16 protein-coding genes and 1 pseudogene are annotated in these 21,303 nt (G+C 68.1%); 10 read left to right on the top strand and 7 right to left on the bottom strand.

Annotated features, from left to right (window positions below; all coding sequences use genetic code 11):
* Window positions 1–83 precede the first annotated feature (83 nt).
* Window positions 84–1,997, top strand: coding sequence for a potassium transporter Kup (locus FV223_RS02120; RefSeq protein ID WP_246689574.1), 1,914 nt, complete (start codon window positions 84–86; stop codon window positions 1,995–1,997).
* A 443-nt stretch (window positions 1,998–2,440) separates the two neighbouring features.
* A complete protein-coding gene (locus tag FV223_RS02115) occupies window positions 2,441–2,950 on the top strand; it encodes a TspO/MBR family protein (RefSeq protein WP_187276021.1) in 510 nt (169 codons plus the stop codon).
* Window positions 2,951–3,240: 290 nt separating this feature from the next.
* Here FV223_RS02115 and FV223_RS02110 read toward each other — a convergent pair whose 3' ends face one another.
* Window positions 3,241–4,956, bottom strand: coding sequence for an HWE histidine kinase domain-containing protein (locus FV223_RS02110; RefSeq protein ID WP_147725240.1), 1,716 nt, complete (start codon window positions 4,954–4,956; stop codon window positions 3,241–3,243).
* Window positions 4,957–5,294: 338 nt separating this feature from the next.
* On the opposite strand from FV223_RS02110, the gene FV223_RS02105 reads away from it, so the two are divergent.
* Entirely contained in the window at window positions 5,295–6,545 is a 1,251-nt protein-coding gene (locus FV223_RS02105) for an alpha/beta hydrolase (RefSeq protein ID WP_246689573.1), read from the top strand.
* Between the two features lie 605 nt (window positions 6,546–7,150).
* Here the strand turns inward: FV223_RS02105 and FV223_RS02100 are convergent.
* Both FV223_RS02100 and FV223_RS02095 read right to left on the bottom strand, forming a co-directional pair.
* A complete protein-coding gene (locus FV223_RS02100; RefSeq protein ID WP_147725239.1) occupies window positions 7,151–7,381 on the bottom strand; it encodes a hypothetical protein in 231 nt (76 codons plus the stop codon).
* Between the two features lie 37 nt (window positions 7,382–7,418).
* Entirely contained in the window at window positions 7,419–7,715 is a 297-nt protein-coding gene (locus tag FV223_RS02095) for a hypothetical protein (protein ID WP_147725238.1), read from the bottom strand.
* 266 nt (window positions 7,716–7,981) lie between these two features.
* On the opposite strand from FV223_RS02095, the gene FV223_RS02090 reads away from it, so the two are divergent.
* The 3 genes from FV223_RS02090 to FV223_RS02080 all read left to right on the top strand — a co-directional run bounded on the left by FV223_RS02090 (window position 7,982) and on the right by FV223_RS02080 (window position 11,151).
* A complete protein-coding gene (locus FV223_RS02090) occupies window positions 7,982–9,808 on the top strand; it encodes a sodium:proton antiporter (protein WP_147725237.1) in 1,827 nt (608 codons plus the stop codon).
* On the top strand, window positions 9,809–10,054 hold the full coding sequence (locus FV223_RS02085; RefSeq protein ID WP_147725236.1) for a hypothetical protein: 246 nt from the start codon (window positions 9,809–9,811) through the stop codon (window positions 10,052–10,054).
* Window positions 10,055–10,395: 341 nt separating this feature from the next.
* On the top strand, window positions 10,396–11,151 hold the full coding sequence (locus FV223_RS02080; RefSeq protein ID WP_210247492.1) for a hypothetical protein: 756 nt from the start codon (window positions 10,396–10,398) through the stop codon (window positions 11,149–11,151).
* A 16-nt stretch (window positions 11,152–11,167) separates the two neighbouring features.
* Here FV223_RS02080 and FV223_RS02075 read toward each other — a convergent pair.
* A protein-coding gene (locus tag FV223_RS02075) for an IS630 family transposase (RefSeq protein ID WP_187276019.1) occupies window positions 11,168–12,228 on the bottom strand; the annotation gives its coding sequence in 2 pieces (ribosomal slippage) (window positions 11,168–11,736 and window positions 11,736–12,228; 1,062 coding nt in all).
* A 203-nt stretch (window positions 12,229–12,431) separates the two neighbouring features.
* Between FV223_RS02075 and FV223_RS02070 the strand changes: the two are divergent.
* A pseudogene (locus tag FV223_RS02070) lies at window positions 12,432–13,412 on the top strand (IS481 family transposase); the annotation flags it as partial.
* A gap of 358 nt (window positions 13,413–13,770) precedes the next feature.
* Here FV223_RS02070 and FV223_RS02065 read toward each other — a convergent pair.
* A complete protein-coding gene (locus FV223_RS02065) occupies window positions 13,771–13,965 on the bottom strand; it encodes a hypothetical protein (protein WP_147725235.1) in 195 nt (64 codons plus the stop codon).
* Between the two features lie 690 nt (window positions 13,966–14,655).
* On the opposite strand from FV223_RS02065, the gene FV223_RS02055 reads away from it, so the two are divergent.
* Window positions 14,656–16,401 (top strand): methyl-accepting chemotaxis protein, encoded by a 1,746-nt coding sequence (locus tag FV223_RS02055; RefSeq protein WP_147725233.1) that lies wholly within the window; start codon window positions 14,656–14,658, stop codon window positions 16,399–16,401.
* A 581-nt stretch (window positions 16,402–16,982) separates the two neighbouring features.
* On the opposite strand, the gene FV223_RS02050 is transcribed toward FV223_RS02055, so the two are convergent.
* Window positions 16,983–19,169, bottom strand: a complete 2,187-nt coding sequence (locus FV223_RS02050) for a heavy metal translocating P-type ATPase (RefSeq protein WP_246689572.1) — start codon at window positions 19,167–19,169, stop codon at window positions 16,983–16,985.
* A gap of 65 nt (window positions 19,170–19,234) precedes the next feature.
* On the opposite strand from FV223_RS02050, the gene FV223_RS02045 reads away from it, so the two are divergent.
* Window positions 19,235–19,654, top strand: coding sequence for a helix-turn-helix domain-containing protein (locus FV223_RS02045; protein ID WP_147725232.1), 420 nt, complete (start codon window positions 19,235–19,237; stop codon window positions 19,652–19,654).
* A gap of 121 nt (window positions 19,655–19,775) precedes the next feature.
* Entirely contained in the window at window positions 19,776–20,234 is a 459-nt protein-coding gene (locus FV223_RS02040; RefSeq protein ID WP_147725231.1) for a hypothetical protein, read from the top strand.
* Between the two features lie 6 nt (window positions 20,235–20,240).
* Here FV223_RS02040 and FV223_RS02035 read toward each other — a convergent pair.
* Window positions 20,241–21,303, bottom strand: a 1,063-nt coding sequence (locus FV223_RS02035; RefSeq protein WP_210247491.1) for a hypothetical protein, incomplete at its 5' end; no start/stop codon positions are given.

Raw genomic sequence — 21,303 nt, 5'->3', positions numbered from 1 at the left:
TTGTGTTACCTGAACGTTCCCGGCCCCAGGCCGTTGAGGCTTGCCTTGCGAGCTTCCGGCGTTCGCTGACGTGGAGCCCGTGAATGCCCGCAATCACCAGGATCGAGTTCGCGACGTCCGAGACCCCGCTGCCTTCCGATGATGGCCATAGCCCGAGGGCGGGGTTCTGGAGCCTGACCCTTGGCTCGGTCGGCGTGGTCTACGGAGACATCGGCACCAGCCCACTCTACGCCTTGAAGGAGTCCCTCCACGCCGCCGCCGGAGGGGGGCACGCGCCCACCCGGGAAATGGTCTTCGGCGTCGTCTCGCTGATCCTCTGGGCGCTCATCCTCATCGTCACGCTCAAGTACGTGCTGCTGGTGATGCGAGCCGACAACGACGGCGAGGGCGGCACGCCCTCCCTGGTCGCGCTGGCCCAGCGTGCCTTGGGCCATTCCGGCGGGTTCGTCATCGTGCTGGGCATGGTCGGCGTCTCGCTGTTCTTCGGCGACGCGATCATCACCCCGGCCATGTCGGTGCTCTCGGCGGTGGAGGGCCTGAAGCTGGTGACCCCGGCCACGGAACCGTACGTTCTGCCCATCAGCCTCGCCATCCTGATCGGCCTGTTCGCCCTGCAGAACCACGGGACGGCGCGGGTGGCGACCTTCTTCGGCCCCCTCACGGCGTTCTGGTTCATCATCATGGCGCTGGGCGGCCTCGGCCACCTCGTCGACGACCCGAGTATCCTGGGGGCGCTCAACCCCGCCCACGGCGTCTCGTTCATCCTGAGCCACGGCACTGCCGGCCTGCTGGCGCTCGGCGCCGTGTTCCTCGCCGTGACCGGGGCGGAGGCGCTCTACGCCGACATGGGACACTTCGGTCGCACGCCGATCCGCGCGGCCTGGTTCGGGCTGGTGCTGCCGGCGCTCGCCCTGAATTATCTCGGCCAGGGCGCCATGCTGCTCGCCCACCCCGAGCGGGCCGAGAACCCGTTCTTCCTGCTCTATCCGTCCTGGGCCCTGCTGCCGATGGTGCTACTCGCCACCGTGGCGACGGTCATCGCCAGCCAGGCGGTGATCACAGGCACCTTCTCGATCACCCAGCAGGCCATGCAGCTCGGCCTGCTGCCGCGCATGCGGGTCCTGCGCACCTCCGAGACCGAGAAGGGACAGATCTATATCCCGCGGGTGAACTGGTGGCTGCTCGTCGCGGTGGTGTTCGTGGTGGTACTGTTCAAGTCGTCGAGCGGCCTTGCAGCGGCCTACGGCATCGCGGTCACCGGCGACATGGTGATCACCGCCTGCCTGCTCTTCGTCGTCGCCTGGAAGGTCTGGCGCTGGTCGCCTGCGGTCGCGGCCGCGGTCATCGTGCCGTTCCTCCTCATCGAGTTGGTGTTCCTCTCGGCCAACGCACTCAAGATCCTCCATGGTGGCTGGGTGCCGCTGACCATCGGTGCCGCCCTCGTCACGGCTATGTGGACGTGGCGGCGCGGTTCGGCCCTGATCGCCGAGGAGATCCATCGTCGGCGCGTGCCGTTATCCGAGTTCACGCGGATGGCCGAGACCGGCTCGATCCAGCGGGTGCCGGGAACGGCCATGTTCCTGACGGGAACGCCCGGCGATACCCCAGGAGCCCTGATGCACAACGTCAGGCACAACCGGGTGCTGCACGCGAACAACTTCATCCTGCACGTCGTCACGGAGGACCTGCCGCGCGTGGCCGACGCCGAGCGTGTCGCCGTGAAGAAGCTGTCCGACGCCTTTTCCTGCGTAACGGTGCGGTTCGGGTTCACCGAACTGCCAGACCTTCCGCGCGCCCTGGCGGCCGCGGGTCTGGACAAGGGTGACCTGTCGTACTTCCTGACGCGGCGGGTGCTGGTGGCCTCGCCGGAGACAGGCATGCCAGTGTGGCAGGACAGGCTCTACATCTCGATGGCCCGTGCGGCCACGGACGCGTCCCGCTACTTCCGCATCCCGGTCGACCGGGCTGTCGAGATCGGCGCCCGGATCGACATCTGATCCCGGGGAGGTCCGAGTGCGGTCGGGAATGTTTTCGGTCCCTTGCGAGCGGCGGTCGTGCTCGTCACGCGTCAGATCAGGCTGTCTCCTTCGCCCTACGCATCTCTTGGCCATCCTGGGTGACCGGCAGACTTCGGCTCGTAGACCGTTCGCGCGGTAGCACCGCGGTGCTTTCACGGTCGGCAGGGCCACCTATGTCTGCCTTAGCAAAGCACGCCGCCGAAAGCGGCCAAACTGCACTCCACCCCAAGCGTACGTTCCCAGCTTGTGCAAAGGGTCGAAAGCGGCCGGGGACGGTGGTCTGGGGAAGGTACGCCTTTCTCAGACTGGTGCTTGCGACCGCTTCCAACCCAGATAAAACATCACCGCTGACTTCACGCCCCCTGGGCCGGTGTCCCCTGCCGCGCCACATCAGAGGCTGAGGTCGAGGGAGGAGTATCATCGTGGCAATTCAAGCGCGAACGGGAGGCCTGTCCCCGGCTCAGGCCGCGGTAGTCGCGATCGGCGCCGTCACGGCGGCGCTTTTGATCGGACGGCGCGCGAGCCCGACGCCTGAACACCCTAGAACGCAGCGGTGGTATCGGCGTCTCGACAAACCGGACTACACGCCGCCGTCCCTTGTCTATCCTGTCGCTTGGACCGGCATCCAGGCGTCGCTCGCCTATGGCGGCTACCGACTGCTGCGTACCGAGGGGTCGCCCGAGCGGACGACGGCCTTGGCGTTCTGGGCGGCGAACCAAGTCGGCATCGCGGGCTGGAGTGAGGTGTTCTTCGGTCATCGCTCGACGGGATGGGGCGCCGTCGCCTCGGCCGCGCTGGGCGCGAGCGCGGTTGGCTACGTGGCGGCGGCCAATCAGGCGGACAAAACCGCCGGTCAACTCGGCATCCCGCTGGTCGCGTGGGTGTCATTCGCGACGCTGCTCGCCGAGGAGATCTGGCGGAAAAATGACTAAGCCGTATTCCGTATGCTGATGTTATGCGATTGCCTGACTGCAAAGTGGTGGGTGTCTGCTTCCGGCATCATGCCAAAGGCTGCTCCCTACCCAACACGGACGTCGGCCTTTATCTCAACAGCCTGAGAGTGGACCTTTCGTGGGCCTGAGAAGGGTCGGGGCAGTCCTTTGCGTCGGGTATCAAGCGTCTGATTTCGACTACAAGCGCCGCCATCCCTCCCATGCCGAAGCCCATCCCGGTGAGGTTGGCAGGTATTCGGCCACTCCTCACCCGCGCCCGATGGGTTGTTCTACTGGGAAGCGGTCGCGGGACTCAGGAAGGCTGCGGAGATGACGGGGAGCGGCACGTCCAGGGCGCAACGCAATCCTGTCCGGTCGAAGTCGAGGGTCACGTTGCCGTCGAGCTCACGCTCGATGCTCGCGTTGATCAGCCGGGTGCCGAAGCCCCGTCGACCGGGGGGAGCGGTCGGCGGCCCCCCATGCTCGACCCATGACATCCGGAGGCGGCGGGTTCCGCCTTCGCCATCCACCACGCCCCAAGCCACCAGCACCCCGCCGCCGGACACCGACAACGCGCCGTATTTGGCTGCGTTGGTGACAAGCTCGTGCACCGTCATGCCGAGCGAGAGCACGTGACGCGGCGGCAGATCGAGGTCGGGTCCCGTCAGGACAAAGCGCGTGTCGCCGCCCCGGTAGGGTCCGATCTCGCCTTCCAGCACGTCCCGCAGGAGCGCGCTCGACCAGTCGTCCTTCGTCAGGAGGTCATGGGTCTTCGACAGGGCGAGGATGCGCGCTTCCAGGCGCTCGCCCGGCGCCTCGCCGCCCCGGGCCGACTGGCGGGCCAGCGCCTGCACCGTGGCGAGGGTGTTCTTCACCCGGTGGTTCAGCTCATGCAGCATGATGACCTGACGCTCCTGCAGGGCGCGTCCGTTGCTCACCTCGTCGCGCAACTCCGCCACGTTGCGCTGCAGGGTCGTCGCCATGCCGTCGAGCTTGTTCCCCAGGCGCCCAAACTCGTCGGGGCCGTCCAGTCCGGTGCGCGCGGCGAGATCGCCGGACTGCCAGGCCGATGCGGTGCGCAGCAGGCGGTCGAACGGCCGTCGGATGAACTGCCGCCCCGCGAGCAGGGCAGCCGCGACCGCCCCGGCCGCCCCCAACACGATCAGGACCACGCCCCGGCGGGTAGCGGCGTCGATGTCGGCGTAGGCGACTTCCCGGTCGCGTCCCACGGTGACCCAGGCGGCCGCCGCCGGCCCGGTCGGGTGGGCGTTGGCCAACACCCGCTCGCGCCCGTCGATTCCGAGATCGACGCGCACTCCCTCGCCGCGGTCGGCAAGGAGGCGTTGGCGGTCCCCGGGGATCGGCTTCCCGACCCAGGCCTCGCCGCCCGGGTACCGGACCATGATGGTCCGGTCCTCGTCCGCCACGGTGACCGAGGTGCTGGGCAGGCGCAGGTTGCGCTGCAGGTATCGCGCGAACCAATCGAGGTCGACCGCCGCCGCCAGGACGCCGAGGTTGCGGCCGTCGGCGTCGCGGAGCGGCTGGGCGAAGTGCAGGGAGGGCCTCCCCGTCGCCATGCCACGGGCGTAGGTGCCCATGACGAAGGCGTCCGTCGCCACCGCGCGGCGGTGATAGGCACGCTCGGCGTTGGTGTAGGCCCCGGGTGCCGATCCGACGCTGTTGCATACGACCGCTCCGTCCGTCCGCGTCACGGCGATGATCGCGAGATGGGGCGAATCCCGTAGGGCCCGGCGCAGGTAGTCCGTGCATCCCATCGGATCGAGCGAGAGCACCCTGGGATCCTGCGCCACGTAGTTAAGTGCCTGGCGCACGGTCTCCGCGACCTGGGCGAGGTCTTCCGCCACGGTGCGGGCAGTGGCCATGGTGTCGGCGCGCACGGCTTCGTCGCGCGAGGCGCGCAGGGCGTACTCGTTGTAGCCCTGGATCGCGAGCGCCGGTGCGAGCGCCAGCAGGACGAGGAGCAGGATGCGGGACGTCAGGGACACGTCTAGTCGTTCCGGGATGGTTGCGTGCGAACGTCAAGGCCGTGGTCGGTTCCTGCCGCCCCGGCAGAATGTCATCCATGAGAGGCGCGAACGTTAAGGCTATGGATCAGGAGCCGACAAGGTTTGCCGCCATTACGTTATCGGTCACGCTCGTTGCGGCCACGCCACGGCGTCGCGCTATTGCACACTTCGGCCCGTCGCCCGCCTCAATCCCGGCATATCGGGCATTCGATTGACGGTCCGCGAACCGCCCGGTGGTACGGCGGGCGGTGTTGGGACCAAGGTGGGGGTCGAGGGTGTTCGAACGATCAGGGCGTGCGACCGCCGCCGCCATCGCCTTGGCCACGTCCGTCGCGGTGTCTGCCTGCGCCAGCCGGCCGACGGGCGTGCTCCTACCCATCGCCGACGCGGCGCCCGTCGCGGGCACCTCCCGCGTCGACATGCTCGTCGCCACCACCCGCAAGTCCGCAACCGACCGCGGCGTGCTGTTCTCCGGCGAGCGCGGGGAGGCCGTGACCTACACCGACCTTGCGGTGTCGATCCCGCCCGATGGCATTCGCCAAGCCGGCACCGTGCAATGGCCGGAACGCCTGCCCGGCAACCCAGCCACCGATTTCGTCGCCCTGCGCGCCGATCCGGTGGAGCGCGGCAAGGTCGCGGCCTGGACCGGCCGCGCCGTCAGAGGACGGGGCAAGCGCCATGTGCTCGTCTTCGTGCATGGGTTCAACAACAAGTTCGAGGACGCCGTCTTCCGGTTCGCGCAGATCGTGCACGATTCCGGCGCTGAGGTCGCGCCGGTGCTGTTCACGTGGCCGTCCCGCGGCTCGGTGCTCGCCTACGGTTACGACCGGGAGAGCACCAACTTCTCACGCAACGGCTTGGAGACGCTGCTGCGCGACCTTGCCAAGGACCCGAACGTCGGCGAGGTGACGGTGCTGGCTCACTCCATGGGCAACTGGCTGACCCTGGAGAGCCTCCGGCAGATGGCCATCCGCGACAAGCGCGTGGCACCGAAGATCAAGAACGTGATCTTGGCGGCGCCGGACGTCGACATGGACCTCGCCCGGGGCGCCTTCCACGACATGGGCAAGGACCGCCCGCGACTGACGCTCATGGTGTCGGGCGACGACCAGGCGCTCGCCGTCTCGCGTCTCGTCTGGGGCGACAGCGTGCGTCTGGGGGCCATCGACCCGAACGCCGAGCCGTACAAGTCGGAGCTGGAGCGCGAGAACATCGGCGTGCTTAACCTGTCATCCGTCAAGTCGGACGACGCCTTGAACCACGGCAAGTTCGCCTCCGGGGACGTGGTCGCGCTTCTCGGCAAGCGGCTCGCCGACGGTCAACCGATCTCGGATGGCAAGATCGGGATCGGCGACAAGATCGTTGGCACGGCCGCGAGCGCTGCGTCCACGGTAGCCACCGGCGCCGCGCTGGCGGTTGCTGCGCCCGTCGCCTTGATCGACCCGCAGACGCGCGAGACCTACGGCGACCATCTCTCAAACGTCGGCAGCGGTTTCAGGGACACCATCGGTTCCACGGTCGACCTCGCCGGGGCACCGGTCCGGGCGATGACGGGTGGCGGTCGCTGAAGGTTGCAGTCACGGGAATGTCCACATCGTTACCGGGAGGGGGATCGTGACGTTCCGCTTGGACGTGGATGGCATTGCCGTCGATATACGGCACGCCGCGCGGCACCGGGTCCCGGCATATCGCCCTGGGTTCCCCTAGGCCGGAATGCGGGACGTTCCAAACGAGGCAGTGGCGAACCGGACATCCCGGGATCACCGGCGCGCTCGGACCGGATGCCCGGGATCCCCGCGTCGCGAGGCCGGACGGCGGGATGGGCGACGTTCTCCCGCTCTTTCGCCTCTGGGGGATCATCAATGACCGCCAGGGGCAAGCATGCAAACTTGCACGTCCCCGGCGGGAGACCCGGCGCGGTGGCCTCGGGCTCGGTCACATGCCGCAAAGCGCGATGGGGCGTACCCGGTCAGCGAACGTCGATGGGGCCGGGCGGCTGGGGAGCGGGCGGATTCCCTTCAGGCCCCTGCGGCGCGGGCGGCGGATCGCCGATGGGTGGGGTCGGGTCGTCGCCGGGTCGAGGCGTGTCGGACATGCGTTCGTCTCCTGCTGCCGGGCACGTCATGGATGTCCGGCAATTGGGGAACGCGCGTGTCCGCCCTTGGTCCCGCCATCAGGCGGGGATCGGAGCTTCCTCGAAGTGCACGTGGGTGATCACCCGCCGCATCTCGGCCACCAGAGCCTCGACCTCCGCCATCGGGATGCCGGGCCTCAGGTCGAACGCGAACGGCTTCATCGCGTCGGCGGCGCCCGTACCCGGCGTCCCCTGCTGCTCCAGCAGGATGTACGGATTGCCGTTCTCGTATTCCTTCACGCGCACGCACAGGTCGATGAGTTGGGTCACGGTCGCCTCCGACGTCGTCGCCAGCAAAAAAATCGTATCAGGCCGCGATGGCCCATCTGCGGTTCGACGGCACGGCACGGTGCTCGCGATGCTCGGCGGCAATCGCCCGGCTGAGGGCCTTTCCTGCGGCCTCGACATGCACCGGGCATGGGCTCGCCTGCGCCAGCATCAAGAGATTGGCGGCTTCGAGCCATGCATGGTCGGACCGGACGACGGGCAGGCGCATCGCCTCCACGACGCGGCGTGCCTCGGCCACGTCGAAGAGGATATCCGGAAATCCCGTGAGCCCCCTGGTGGCGACCGGGGCTGGAAATAGAATTTCCTTAGCGACCATGGCGGTTTTTCCTCCTGCGACACCGACAGAAAAGCTCGGCAATTGTGGTCGCATGATTGAGAAACGATGGCCGCATTCGGATTGATGACGATGCCTCGAACAGGGATACTGGATTTGGCCTGTCGAGGCAGTGTTGCCACGGGTGATTGCCGCCCCGTCATCCGGGCGAGGATGTGCTATCCCTCGCCTTCGAGGTGACGCGGACGAACCACCGACGGCGTTCGGAGGGTTCCCGGGCCTACGACGATCCGGCCTGGAGCGCCTTCATGGAAACCAGCGTGGCAACGGCGGTGCTGTGCATCGTGGGCGGCGGGATCGCGGCCCAGGTCCTTGCGGCGCGCCTGCGCATCCCGGCCATCGTCCTCTTGCTCGGGGTCGGGTTCCTCGTCGGGCCCGTGCTCGGATGGCTGCATCCGTCCGCCGAGTTCGGCCCGAATTTGCGGCCGCTGATCGGGTTGGCGGTGGCCATCGTCGTCTTCGAAGGCGGTCTCGCCCTCGACTTCCGTGAACTTCGTGCGTCCGGCGAGGGCGTGCTCCGGCTCACCGCCTTCGCGTTGCCCATCAACTTCGTGTTGGGCACGCTCGCCGCCCACCTGATCGGCGGTATGATGTGGGGGCCGGCATCCGTGTTCGGCGCCATCCTCGTCGTCACCGGTCCGACCGTGATCCTGCCGCTCCTGCGCCATGCCCGGCTGGAGCGCCGCTCGGCCGCGTTCCTGAAGTGGGAGGCCATCGTCAACGATCCGGTCGGCGCCATCCTCACGGCGGTCGTCATCGAGATCCTCGTGGAGGTGCCCAACCATACCGCAGAGGAGGCGGTGGGCTCCCTCGCGCTCCACCTCGCCGAGGGCGTTCTCGTCGCCTGCGGCCTGGGCGTCGGATCGGCGCTGTTCGTGGCTTCGGCATTCCGGCACGACCTCGTCCCGGAGACCCTGAAGACGCCGGTGCTGCTCGCGCTCGCGCTCGTCGCCTACGTCGTGCCGAACCTGCTGATGCACGAGGCCGGCCTGATCGGCGCGACCGTGTTCGGTATCGCGCTTGCCAACCGGCACGTACCCGGCCTGGGGGAGCTGCGCCGCTTCAAGGAGGCCCTCGTCGTCCTTCTGGTGTCCTGCCTGTTCGTGGTGCTGACCGCCGACCTCGACGTTGCGGTCCTCGGCAAGCTGACCCTGCCGATCTTGGGACTTACGGCGGCGGTCCTGTTCGTTGTGCGCCCGGCAGCGATCTGGCTCGCGACCCTGCGCAGCGACCTCTCGTGGCGCGAACGCCTGTTCGTTGGCTGGATCGGGCCGCGCGGCATCGTCGCGGCCGCCGTCGCCGGGCTGGCCGGTCCTCGCCTCAGCGAGGCGGGGTACGCCGGCGGCGACCTGATCCAACCGACCGTGTTCGCGGTCATCGTTGCGACCGTGCTCGCCCACGGCTTTTCCCTGGGCCCGCTCGCCCGCAGGTTCGGCCTGTCGACCGCCGCCGATACGCAGCGGCTCGCGGTGGTCGGGGCCTCCCCATGGGCGAGCGACATGGTGATCGCACTCCATCAAGCGGGCGTACCGGTCGTGATCATCGACATCTATCCCGGCGCCATGCTGGCCGCGCGGGAAGCGGGGGTGCCGACACTGCAGGCGGAGCTCCTTTCGCGATCCGCCGAGGAAGGGATGGCCGACCATCCTCCGGACCACCTCCTCGCCGCGACACGGGACGAACTCTACAACGCCCTCGTATGCACACGGCTGGCCCCGGAGATCGGTCGCGAGCGCGTCTACCAAGTCGCCCCGTCCCAGAACCACCTGTTGCACGCGGACACCGGCGTCAGCCGTGATGCCCGCGGAAAGGTATTCGGAGATGCGGACGCCAGCTTCGATGCGTTGGCGGGACGGCACGAGGCCGGGTGGCGGTTCGTGGTGAGCGACCCGGCTGCCATCGCGCAGCGGGACAACATACATCTACTGGCCATCAAGGCCGACGGAAGCCTCGAATTCGTCTCGGTCGATCACGAGGCGAACGAGGCTGTTTTGGGAGACCGGATGCTGATCCTGCAGGCGCCCGGCATGGCGAAGTTCGATGCCGATGACCGAATCGCCATGATGCCTGCCTGAATGGTCGCCTACCGCGGGATCGATCCGTCCCGGTTGCGGCGCCACCGCACGAACCTCGCAAGCCGTATCGGCCGGCCGCACCCCGGCCTCATGGACGGCACGTTCGACGTCGTCTCGTTAGGTGGAGAAGCCTTGGCATCGGTGCAGCGACCAGCATTGGGCACGACCGCACCGGTCGATGCCATCGGAACGAGGGCGCGGCATCTCGACCGGTGCGGCAACTCCCGCAAGTCCCTTCACGTTTGATTCGATGGTTCAAAATCATCCGCTCCGGTTCGATCCTTCCTTCGAGACCAGTCCCGCGGACGAGGACGAAACCCAGCGGGGCCTGACCGAGGCCATGCTCTCCATCCAGCGCAAGACCCACGCCGACACCGGCCACGCCTATCGCGCCGTCCACGCCAAGGCACATGGTTACCTCCGGGCGCGGTTCGAGGTACTGGCGGACCTGCCGCCAGCGCTCGCGCAGGGTCTGTTCGCCCTTCCGGCCAGCTACGACGCCATCCTCCGGTTCAGCACCACTCCGGGCGAGTGTCCTCCACGACGGCGTCTCCACCCCGCGCGGTGCCGCCCTCAAGGTCCTGGGCGTGCCCGGTCCGCGCCTGCCCGGCAGCGAGGGCGAGACCACCCAGAATTACGTGTTGGGCAACTCGCCATCGTTCCAGATCGGCACCGCCAAGGGCTTCCTCCGCCAGCTCAGGCCCCTGGCCGCCACCACGGCGCGCGCGGAGCCCGTCAAGAAGGTCATCTCGGCCGTGGCGCGCACCGCCGAGGCCGCACTGGAAATGGTCGGCGGGAAATCGGCGACGCTGACCACCCTGGCCGGGCAGGCGAAGACCAACCTCCTTGGAGACAGCTTCTTCTCCCAGGCCGCACTGCTCCATGGCGAATACTTCGCCAAGGTGGCGCTCTCACCGGTCTCGTCCGAACTCATCGCCCTTTCGCAGAGCCCCATCGAAACGTCCGGCCATCCCGACGCGATCCGCGAGGCCGTACGCGAACACTTCCGGAAATGTCCCGCCGTCTGGGAGCTGCGGGTCCAGCTGGCGACGGACATCGACGCGATGCCGGTCGAGGACGCATCCGCGATGTGGCCCGAGGATGAGAGCCCCTACGTCCCCGTCGCCCGCATCACCGCCGTCCCGCAGGACACTTGGTCGGACAGCATGCGAGAATGGGTGGAGGACCGACTGGCCTTCAATCCGTGGACCGGCCTCGCCGCGCACCGGCCGCTCGGCTCGATCATGCGCGCCCGCCGTCCCGCCTACGCCGCCGCCCGTGCCTATCGGTCCCAGGGCAACGAGATCGAGATCCGGGAGCTGGAGGGGATGCGCGTCGCCTAATACCAACCGGCATTGATCATAACCGATAGGCCCACTGGCGCAGTCCGATGGACATGATGATCCAGGGTTGGGCGACGAAGCGTTTCCAGGCCTCACAACACCGATCGAGGATGTCGTCGTAGGAGGTGAAGATCCGGTCGCCCAGCCAGTTGTCGCGCAGGAATTGCCAGACATTCTCGACCGGATTGAGTTCCGGTGCGCAGGCCGGCAGCGTGAGCAGGGTGATGTTGTCGGGCACGACGAGGTCGTGTGCGATGTGCCATCCGGCGCCGTCGAGGATCAGCACGGCATGGGCGCCGGGATCGACGATGCGGCTGATCTCCTTCAGATGCTCGTTCATGGCGGAGGTGTCGCAACGGGGCATGACGAGACCGGCGCCCTTGCCTTTCTCGGGGCAGATCGCCCCGAAGATGTAGGCATGGGCGGTCCGCTGGTCCTTTGGGGCCGAGGGCCGGCTTCCGCGGCGTGCCCAGCGACGCGGCAGGGTGTTCTTCTGGCCGACACGGGCTTCGTCCTGCCACCAGACCTCTATGGCCGTGCCGGCCGGCAAGCCTGCGCGGATCGCGTTCACCGCGAAGGGCAGACTTTTTTAAACGCCACCAGGGCGGCCGGATCCTGCTCGTGATGGCGCGGGCGGGCCGAGAGTTTGCGAAAGCCGAGGTGCTTGACCGTGCGTCCCACCGTGCTCTCGTCCAGGCTGACGCCGAAGCTGGCGTAGATCCATCCGGCCAGATCCTTCAGCCGCCAGCGCACGACCCCGTGCCGATCCGGGTCCGGCCCGCTCTCGACGATCCGCGCCAGCGCCTGGCGCTGCGTCTCGTTCAGCTTGGGACGGTTGCCGGGTGCCTTGCCGTCGATCAGGCCGACCGGCCCTTCGGCGTTGAAGGCCAAAACCCAGTCGCGCACCGTCTGCAGGCTCACCGCCCCGATCCGGGCGGCGTTCGTGCGGCTGCCGCCATCGTAAATCTCGGCCAACGCCACCAGACGGCGGCCCTGACCCGCATCCCGGCCGGCCCTGGCCAGCCTCCGCAGATCATCGGCCGTGAAATCCTGCCGCAAAGCCACCGCAGCCGACATGGCAAACCCTCCCGGTTCGCCTCATCGAATCAGATCCGCCCACGCAACGAAACCCCGTGAGTCACCCTCAGCGTCGATTGGTATAAGACCACTAGCTGTCTGGTTGCGGAACGTTGTTGGGATGCTGCTCGTTGGGCAATCGAGGAATACGCTTGGCGTTTTGAGGGATCGCGCGGCGTTGCGACCGTCAGGAGGAGCCGCTGATGCTCGCCATCCACCCGAACGCCCGCACCACCCCAGCCGTGCGCGTCGAGATTGCTCGGTCCTCTGAAGGCTCCAGCGTTCTGGCCCGGCGCTACGGCGTCTCGACTGAGACCATTCGCAAGTGGCGGCAGCGCGGTCCCACCGACTGTCGGGATCGTTCGGCCCGACCCCACAAGCTACCCTGGCGTGCCAGCGATGAAGAGCGCGCCATCGTGTGTGCGCTCCGCCGCAGCACCGGCTTTCCTCTCGATGCGCTGACCTTCGTCGTCATCCACTTCCTGCCGCACCTGAACCGGGATGCGGTCTACCGCATCCTCAAGGCCGAGGGCCTCAATCGCCTGCCGCCGTCCGAACAGGTCCGCAAGCCGCACGGTACTTTCAAGGACTACGAGGTCGGCTTCGTGCACGTTGACGTGAAACACTTGCCCAAACTGCGTGATCGAGACGGCATCACTCGCAAGCGCTACCTGTACGTCGCTATCGACCGCGCCTCGCGCTTCGTCCACCTCGCTGTCAAAGACGACGAGACGGCAGCGTCCGCCGTCGCCTTCCTGACGGATGCGCTTGGTGCCTTTCCCTTCCGGGTCACCCACCTGCTGACCGACCGCGGATCCTGCTTCACAGCCGACGCCTTCGAGGCTGCCTGTGCGCGCCACGCCGTGCAACACCGCAAGACCCGACCCTACACGCCAAAGACCAATGGCATGGTCGAGCGCTTCAACGGTCGGGTGCAGCGGGAGGTGTTGGGCATTACGATCTACAGCCACGTCGACCTGGAGACCGTCCTGCGCGGCTTCAACGCGGCCTACAATGCTCGCCGACAGCGCGTGCTGAAGGGGCTGTCACCCGAGATGGTCCTGCGCCAGCGCATCGAAGCCGATCCTGCGCTGATCAATCCATCTTACAGACCGCTCAAGCCCGGCATCCTCCGGAAAGCCCTTCGCATCGTCGCAGACGCCAAGGAGGTCTCACAACCAGACAATATTCGGCAAGGGGGGTTCGTGCTTCGTCGGGTTGTGCGCAAAGCTTGCTCGGGGCGACGATCCTTCATGGCGGCCCGCACGCGGATCACGGCATGGCCGCTCGACCGACTTTCGTCGTCGGTGCAGGTCCGGAGGGATCGCGGGGTGGGTGCCCGCCCCGGCACGAGGACGAGGCGGCCGGCTCACGGTACGCGAGGGGGCAATGGCGCACCGTGAAGGCGTCGGGCGGGAGCGGACCGGTCATCCCCCAGCCAGGGCATAGCCGATGCCGACGGCAAGGAAGGCGAAGGCAACCAGGAGGGGAAGCATACGCATCGGTGCATCCTCCCGACCGTCCGAGGTCTGCGTCGTCCGATTACTTGTTGTCGTGGGAGTGACCGTGGGCGTGCCCGTCCTTGTCGAAATGGATCGGCTTGCCGTCCTTGCCGACCTCGCGGGCCTCGCTCTTGCGCGGGTCGTCGCGATGGGCCGGACCGCCGGCGACCCCGCCGGTGTTCGGCGCGGCCCGCTCGGGATTGGAGGTGTAAAGACGGAACCCGAATGGCGGCATAGCTCGGCGGTGTGGGGCGGAAGCATTTACGGCGCGCCGTTATCAGCTGCCTTAATACCCGGACTGCCCGTCGTAGGCGAAGGGGGATACGGCCAAGCGGAACTCGGCTTCGCCGCCGCCGCGAATGCCATTCCGCCCAGGGGTCCCTGACGGGCCGGCCTTCGCTCATCGGAGGTTCGCCCGGTCCACCCATGGGTGTGACTTCAGCCATCGGTGGCCGAGCCAGCGTGCCTGAACGCGTCGTCTAAAGGCATCATCAACCCTTTTCCCCACTTCATTCATCGAAGACCGTTCATCAAGGACGCGCCAGGGGAAGCGTGACGTGCCAGCGCCGACGGCAGGAGTTCTCGCGAACGGCCGGAGGCGGGGACGCACCGCGGCCTTGTCATGCGGTCTTGTCCTGACCTGCGGGCTGGCGCCCGTCGTTCTTGCGCTGGAGCCGCGTCCCGGCGAGCCCGTCGTCGTCCTCACCCTACGGCCCGATGCACCGATCCCTCGCGCCGTCCTCGCTTCGGGCGCCTCCGTCCTGTGGCTGTCGTCCGGAGGCCACGTCGCCGTACTCGACGGGACACGGTCCGGCCTTACGACCGAACTGCGTCGCTCCGGCGCCCTCGTCCTCGCCGCCGGTCCCCTGGGCGCCTGCCTGCCAGGCGTCCGTCGCCCCGCTGCCCTCACCGGACTTGCCCAATCATGAACGAGACCAGCCTCGACCGCCTCCGGCGGACTTTCATGCCCATCATGCTCGGGGCTATCGCAATGCTCTGGCTCGTCGTTTCCGCCCTTGGATGGTGGCTCGACGCTTCGCCGGTGGCGGTGACCCTCCTCGGTGGCATCCTGATCGCGGCGGTCGCGGCCTGTGCCCTCCGCCTCGGCCCGGCCATGTCCACGCGACACCTCAGCTCCGCCGCCCTGATGGCGATGGTCGGTCTGCTGGTATTGGTCACGTCGGGCACGCATCTCCAGATCGACACCCACATGGTGTTCTTCGCGGCCCTCGCCGTCGCGGCGGGTTGGGGGTGCTGGTCCTCCATTCTGGTGGCGGCAGGCGTCGTGGCCGTCCATCACCTTGCGCTGAACGTGGCTTACCCCGCGGCGGTGTTCCCGTCAGGCGCCGACTACCTTCGCGTCCTTCTGCATGCCGTGGTGGTCGTGGCCGAGGCCGGCGCCCTGATGCTGGCGGCCCGGCAACTCGCGTCGGCCCTCGACTTAGCGGATGCCGCCGCCCACCATGCGGCTGAGAGCGCCTCCGCCCGCAGCCTGTCCGAGCAGGCCGCGCGGCGGGAGCGGGGACTGGAAGCCTACCGGCAGCAGCGTCTGGGTGCCGTCGTCGCGGGCTTCCGCGACATCTTGTTGGAGATCGAGCGTCGCGTCGCCTGTGAGACCTCCGGCTTGAGCGAGACCGCGTTGGCTTTAAGCGTGGTCGCCACGCGGTCGAGCGGGCAGGCCGGGCGGGCCGAGGCGACGGCGTCGGCCGCGGCGGACAACGTGCTTTCCGTGTCGGCCGGTGCCGAGGAGCTCAGCGCCTCAATCTCGGACATCGCCGGCCAGACGGAGCGCGCGCGGCGGTTCATCGCCCACATGGCCGAAATGGCACGCACCACGAGCGGCGAGGTCGGTCAGCTTGCCGAGGTCGCGGCACGAATCGGCACGGTGACCGACCTGATCAAGGCCGTGGCTGACCAGACCAACCTCCTGGCCCTGAATGCGACCATCGAGGCGGCGCGAGCGGGCGAGGCCGGAAGGGGTTTTGCGGTCGTTGCGACCGAGGTCAAAGCGCTTGCGGCGCAGACGATGAAGGCTGCCGACGAGATCTTCGGTCAAGTCGGCGCCATCCAAGGTTCGACCGCACGTACGGTCGCCGCCGTCGAGGCCATCGCCACGGCCACCCGCGAGGTCAATGCCCTGACGCATGCCATCGCCGATTCTGTCGGGCAGCAGCAGGCTGCGACGCAGGAGATCTCCACCACGGTCGCACAGGTGGCACAGGGCAGTTCCGAGGCACATGCAAGCGCAACCGAAGTTTCGCGCGCGACGCAGGAGACCCGGCGCCACGCCGATACGGCGCTCGTCACCTCCGAGACGCTGAAGGCGGTTGCGGCCGACCTTGCCCGGTCAGTGGGCAAATTCGTCACGATGGTGTCCGGCGAGGTTGATGAACGGCGCAGCGTCCTGCGTGTCGATGTCGATGAGCCGGGCACCATTCGTGCCCGCGGTGGACGGCATGCGGTGCGCGTCAAAGAGGTCTCGATGCACGGCGCACGTCTCACAGGCGTGCCTCACCTCGCTCAGGGTGAGGCCGTCGAGCTTGAGATCTCGGGCGGCATGCGGGTCGCCGCCGAGGTCGCATGGAGCGAGGATGGCGAGGTCGGGTTGCACGTCCGGGCTGGCCTGCGCCATCCGGCGCTGGATGCCGTTCCGGGACGCGCCGCGGCTTGAACGTACATTGGCCACGTAGCGGGCATCGGGCATCGGGCATCCGAAGGAGTGGGGCGATTGTAGGTCACAAAAAGCCCCGGCCCATGGGCGATGTCCCGCATGACGGTCACCGTCGTCCTCGTCGCGATTGCGATGCTGCTCGCGTTCTCGGCCACTGCCTATGACTTCATCTTCCGCCTCGTAACCATTCCCCTGAGATAGCTGCACCTGCCGGGTGGCGACCGCAGCCCGGGCGCGGGCCCCCTCAGCATGACGCCGATGTCCCAAGCTAGGGACTGTACCGACCAATTTACGCGATGCGGTCGGTGCCCCCCGACGGCCAAACCCGTCTGTTTAGGTGGTATCGGATAGCGTTACCCGATACCGCGACTGCAACCCCTCCATCGACGGCATTCCCCAAGTCGGAGGGTAGCTGATAGCGCCAGGCGATACCTGCCGTCGCAGTCGAGTATCCCGCCTCCGACGGCCCCAGCCGTGACGGGCGCTTATTTTGACCCCGGAAGCTTTGCATAGAACAACGGTCACACCGCCCCTGACCCTGACGGACATGCACCGCGCGATCCTCCCAAGGTCATTGAGGGTCAGATCCTGGTCCGGAGGAGCCGCAGGGCGTTCGCCGTGACGAGCACGGTCGCGCCGGTGTCGGCGAGGATGGCGGGCCAAAGCCCGGTAATGCCAAGGACGGTCGTGCAAAGGAGCACCGCCTTGAGGCCCAGCGCGATGACGACGTTGGCCCTGATGTTCGCCATCGTGCGCCGCGACAGGACGATCATCCGGGCGACGTCGGCCACCCGTCCGTGCAGGATGGCGGCGTCCGCCGTCTCAAGCGCGACGTCCGCAGCCCCGCCCATGGCGATCCCGACGTCGGCCGCGGCCAGGGCGGGCGCATCGTTGATGCCGTCCCCGACCTTCGCCACGACCTTGCCGCCCGCCTGCATCTCGCGGACGATGCCCAGCTTGTCCTCGGGAAGGAGTTCGGCCCGGGGCGTCATGCCGAGGGTTTTCGCGATGGCGCCTGCCGTCCGGCGATTGTCGCCCGTCAGCATGACCACGTCGACGCCGAGCGCGCGGAGAGCGGCGATGCCGTCCACGGCATCGGGTCTTGGCTCGTCCCGCATCGCCACGAGCCCCGCCACTGCGGTGCCAGCGAGGAGGACGGACACCGTCATGCCCTCGTCGGTCAGGGCCGTGATGCGCGAGTCCTGCTCAGGGGTGAACGCGACGCGTTCGGCAGCCGCCTGCGCCGAACCAAGGAAGATCTCGACCCCGCCGACCTTCCCGAGAATTCCCTTTCCGGCGAGGGCTTCGGCCTGGGCGGCAGGCGGGATCGGGGCAGCTACCTCTGCGGCCTTGGCCAGGATCGCGCGGGCGAGCGGATGATTCGAGCCGCTCTCCAGGGCGGCTGCGAGGGAGAGGACCTCGCGTTCCGGTCGCCCGAAGGGCACCACGTCCGTGACCCGTGGCTTTCCCAGGGTCAGGGTCCCGGTCTTGTCGAAGGCGACCATCGTGACCGTGCCGAGGGTTTCCAGGATGGCACCGCCCTTGATCAGGAGCCCGCGGCGGGCGCCCGCCGACAGGCCGGCGGCGATGGCCGTGGGCGTCGAGATGACGAGGGCGCAGGGGCAGCCGATGAGCAGGATCGCCAGGCCCTTGTAGATCCATTCGTGCCACTGTCCGCCGAGGAGGAGCGGCGGCACCGTCGCCACGAGCACCGCGACCGCGACGACGGCCGGCGTGTAATACCGGGAGAAGCGGTCGATGAACCGTTCGGTCGGGGCCTTGGCGTCCTGGGTTTCCTCGACGAGGCGGACGACCCGGGCGATGGTGTTGTCCCGCGCCGCCGCCGTGACCCGCACCCGCAGGACGGACCCGCCGTTGATGGTCCCGGCGAACACCGGATCGTCCACGGACTTCCGCTTCGGCACGCTCTCGCCGGTCACGGGCGCCTCGTCGACCTCGCCGGTCCCCTCCGACACGGTGCCGTCCGCCGGGATGCGGTCGCCCGGGCGTACCATCACCGTCGATCCGATTGTCAGCGCCTCCGCCGGGACTTCCTCGACTCGTCCGTCCCGCTCGACGAGGGCGGTTCGCGGCACGAGGTCGGTCAGGCCCCGGATCGAGGCGCGGGCCCGGCTCGCCGCGACGCCTTCGAGAAGTTCGCCGACGAGGAACAGGAACACCACGCTCGCGGCCTCCTCGACGGCGCCGATGAAGACCGCGCCCACGGCCGCGATGGTCATCAGCATCTCGATGGAGAACGGCGTCCCGTGGCGGGCGGCCACGAGTGCCCGCCAGGCAATCGGCACGAGGCCGACCGCCATCGCCGCGAGGAAGGCGTAGGGAGCGATGGCGGGGTAAGCCTGTCCGGCAAGGTACGCGGCCGCAAGGGAGCCGCCGCACGCAAGGGTCAGGCGTCCCCGCGTGCCGCGCCACCACGCCGGATCGTTACCCTGGGACGAAGTTGCGTTCGGCGGTCCTCCCGCTCCGGAGCCGACATCGACCGCAGGGTCGGCTACGCCGAAGCCCAGTGCGGTCACGGTAGCGGCAAGCGTCGCGCGCGTGACGCCGGCGCGGTGCCTGATCGTCACCGTGCCGGCGGGGACGGAGACGGCGACGTCCTCGACCCCGTCGACGCGATTGACGGCGTTCTCGATCTTCGCGGCGCACGAACCGCAATCCATTCCCGTGACGATCAGCCGGAGTGGCGGGATCGAAGGTCGGTTGGGGGCGTCCGGTGCGCCAGGCATCGCGACGTCTGGTCTGGCCATCGACGGTCTTCCTTCTGGGTCGATGACGGCTTAACTCCTCCAGTGGCTAGAGGAGCAAGCGGTAAATGGAAATTTCCATCGGCGAGCTATCGAAACGCACGGGCGTCCTGGCGACGACGGTGCGCTACTACGAGGACGTGGGCCTCATGCCGGCCCCGCCACGTACCGCCGGGGGGCGTCGGAGCTACGGGCAGGCCCACGTGTCGCGGCTGGCATTCATTCGCCATGCGCGGCAACTCGGCTTCGAGGTCGATGCCATCCGCGAGTTGCTTGCGCTCACCGCCCGACCGGACCTTCCCTGCGCGGAGGTCGACGTGATCGCCCGGAAGCATCTTTCCGAGGTGGATGCCCGGATCGAGCGCCTGACCGCCTTAAGGTCCGAGCTTTCGCGCATGGTCGGCGAATGCGGCCACGGGCGCGTCGGCGAGTGCCGGGTCATCGAGGTCCTGTCGGACCACGGCGAGTGCCTGGGCGATGGGCATTGAGGACTGGTTAGGGATGTCAAACCGAGCTAAAACGACTGAGTTGTTCATCGCCACCTCGCCCAGTTCGCCTGGCTCACTACCCTGAGCGGCGAGCATTCGTGCATGATCGGCGAACGCTGGAATGGAAGAGGGCGGGTTATGCCGGTTCCTTGCTGCACTTCAGACTGTGAAGCCGGCGCATCATCACCAGGACGAACAGGCGGCAAGGGCGACGCTCGTGGCCGCGATCATGGGCGCCTGCCGCCTTCACGGCGTCCGGGGCGATGACCTAGTGGCCCGCCATGCCGCCGCCCGGGGACGGGCCGACGCCGCCAAGTCCAGGGACGGCCTTGCCGCGCAACTCGCCGGCGCGTTCCGGGGCGACGTGCTCCAGTTCTGCCACGCCGTCCGGGGCGCCGTCCCGTCGGCCAAGCCGAGCAGAATGCCCCATCCCGAGGGGATGACAGACCCCACGACCCGGGGCGAGCTCCGGGCCGGGAATCTGGCCCGATGGGGATGGGATCGGCTTTTCGCCGTGGCGAATTCCCTGGGCTACGACGTCGTCGTTACCCTGAGGCCACGCGGGATCGTCACCGGCTGACACCTGCTACGGCTTGTCGACCTCCAGCAGGCGGATCGACGTCGCCCCCCGCCGCGCGGTGACGCCCAGGATGTCCTCGACACGAGCGAGGATCTCGGGCTTGGGCTCGCCGTCGGTGATCCAGAGCGACACGTTACTGGGGCAGCCGAAATTCGGGTCGTACCACAACATCAGGCCGTCCGAGGCCGGCGGTAACAGGTATCCGCGGTCTCGGGCATACTGCCCCGCACGCGCCAGCCCAGCATCGACGAGCGCCTGCAGCGGCCGCCACGCCTCCTCTCGCCGGGAGCGCACGTCCGCTTGCTTGCGGGCGAGTTCCTCCATGAAGCCGGGGGGCGGCGGCAAGGGGCGGCGCGAACCATCCACAGGGTCATAGTCGTCATCCTCGGCCTCGGGGGCGACCTCCGCCGGCGGCTCGGCGGCATCGAGGATCGCCAGCAGGGACGCCGCATTTCCGGCGGACAGGCTGCCCCCGGCCACGTGCCGGGCCACCGCATTGCGCACGTCACCGGGAGTCGTGCGGTCGAGGGTCTCCGCCAGAGACTTCCAACTTGCGTCGGTCGCCAAATGGGTGGCATGCAGGAACTCCTGGATGCCGCCCGACGGCTGGAGGGCGGCTTCCGGGACGACCGGCTCCGCGGAGACGTCCGAAGGAGCGGACGTCGCTGCCTCAGGGTCCTCAACGTCCAAGGTCTCGGACACCGCTTCGGTCGAGGGGGCCTTTGGCACCCACGCCTCCGCCTCGGCGTCCCAGCAGTCCTTGGCCGGCAGGCGCCCCCAACTCTTGGTGTCCTCCTTCCAGACGAGCAGGCCGGCCCCCGGCGCCTCCGACCACTCGATCTCTCCATCTCGGAGGACGACGTGGGACAGGCCGCCGTCATGTTTGGCCGAAAGGCAAGCCCACAGAGCGCCGTCGGGAAGAACATGCGTCTCGGAGACGTCTGTGTAGGGCGGTGACAAAACCATCCACTGGAGCGTCGGCGGGGTGCTGATGCGGCCGGGGTAAAAGCCGGCCAGTGGAGAGGCTTCTCTTTCGGGAGGGGCCCAGGATGTTTGCCGTGGAAGTCTA

The organism is Methylobacterium sp. WL116, from assembly GCF_008039455.1.
In the GTDB taxonomy this organism is placed as follows: domain Bacteria; phylum Pseudomonadota; class Alphaproteobacteria; order Rhizobiales; family Beijerinckiaceae; genus Methylobacterium.
The sequence above is the reverse complement of the archived record's forward strand: the minus strand, read 5'-3'. Positions and strand labels throughout refer to the sequence as shown.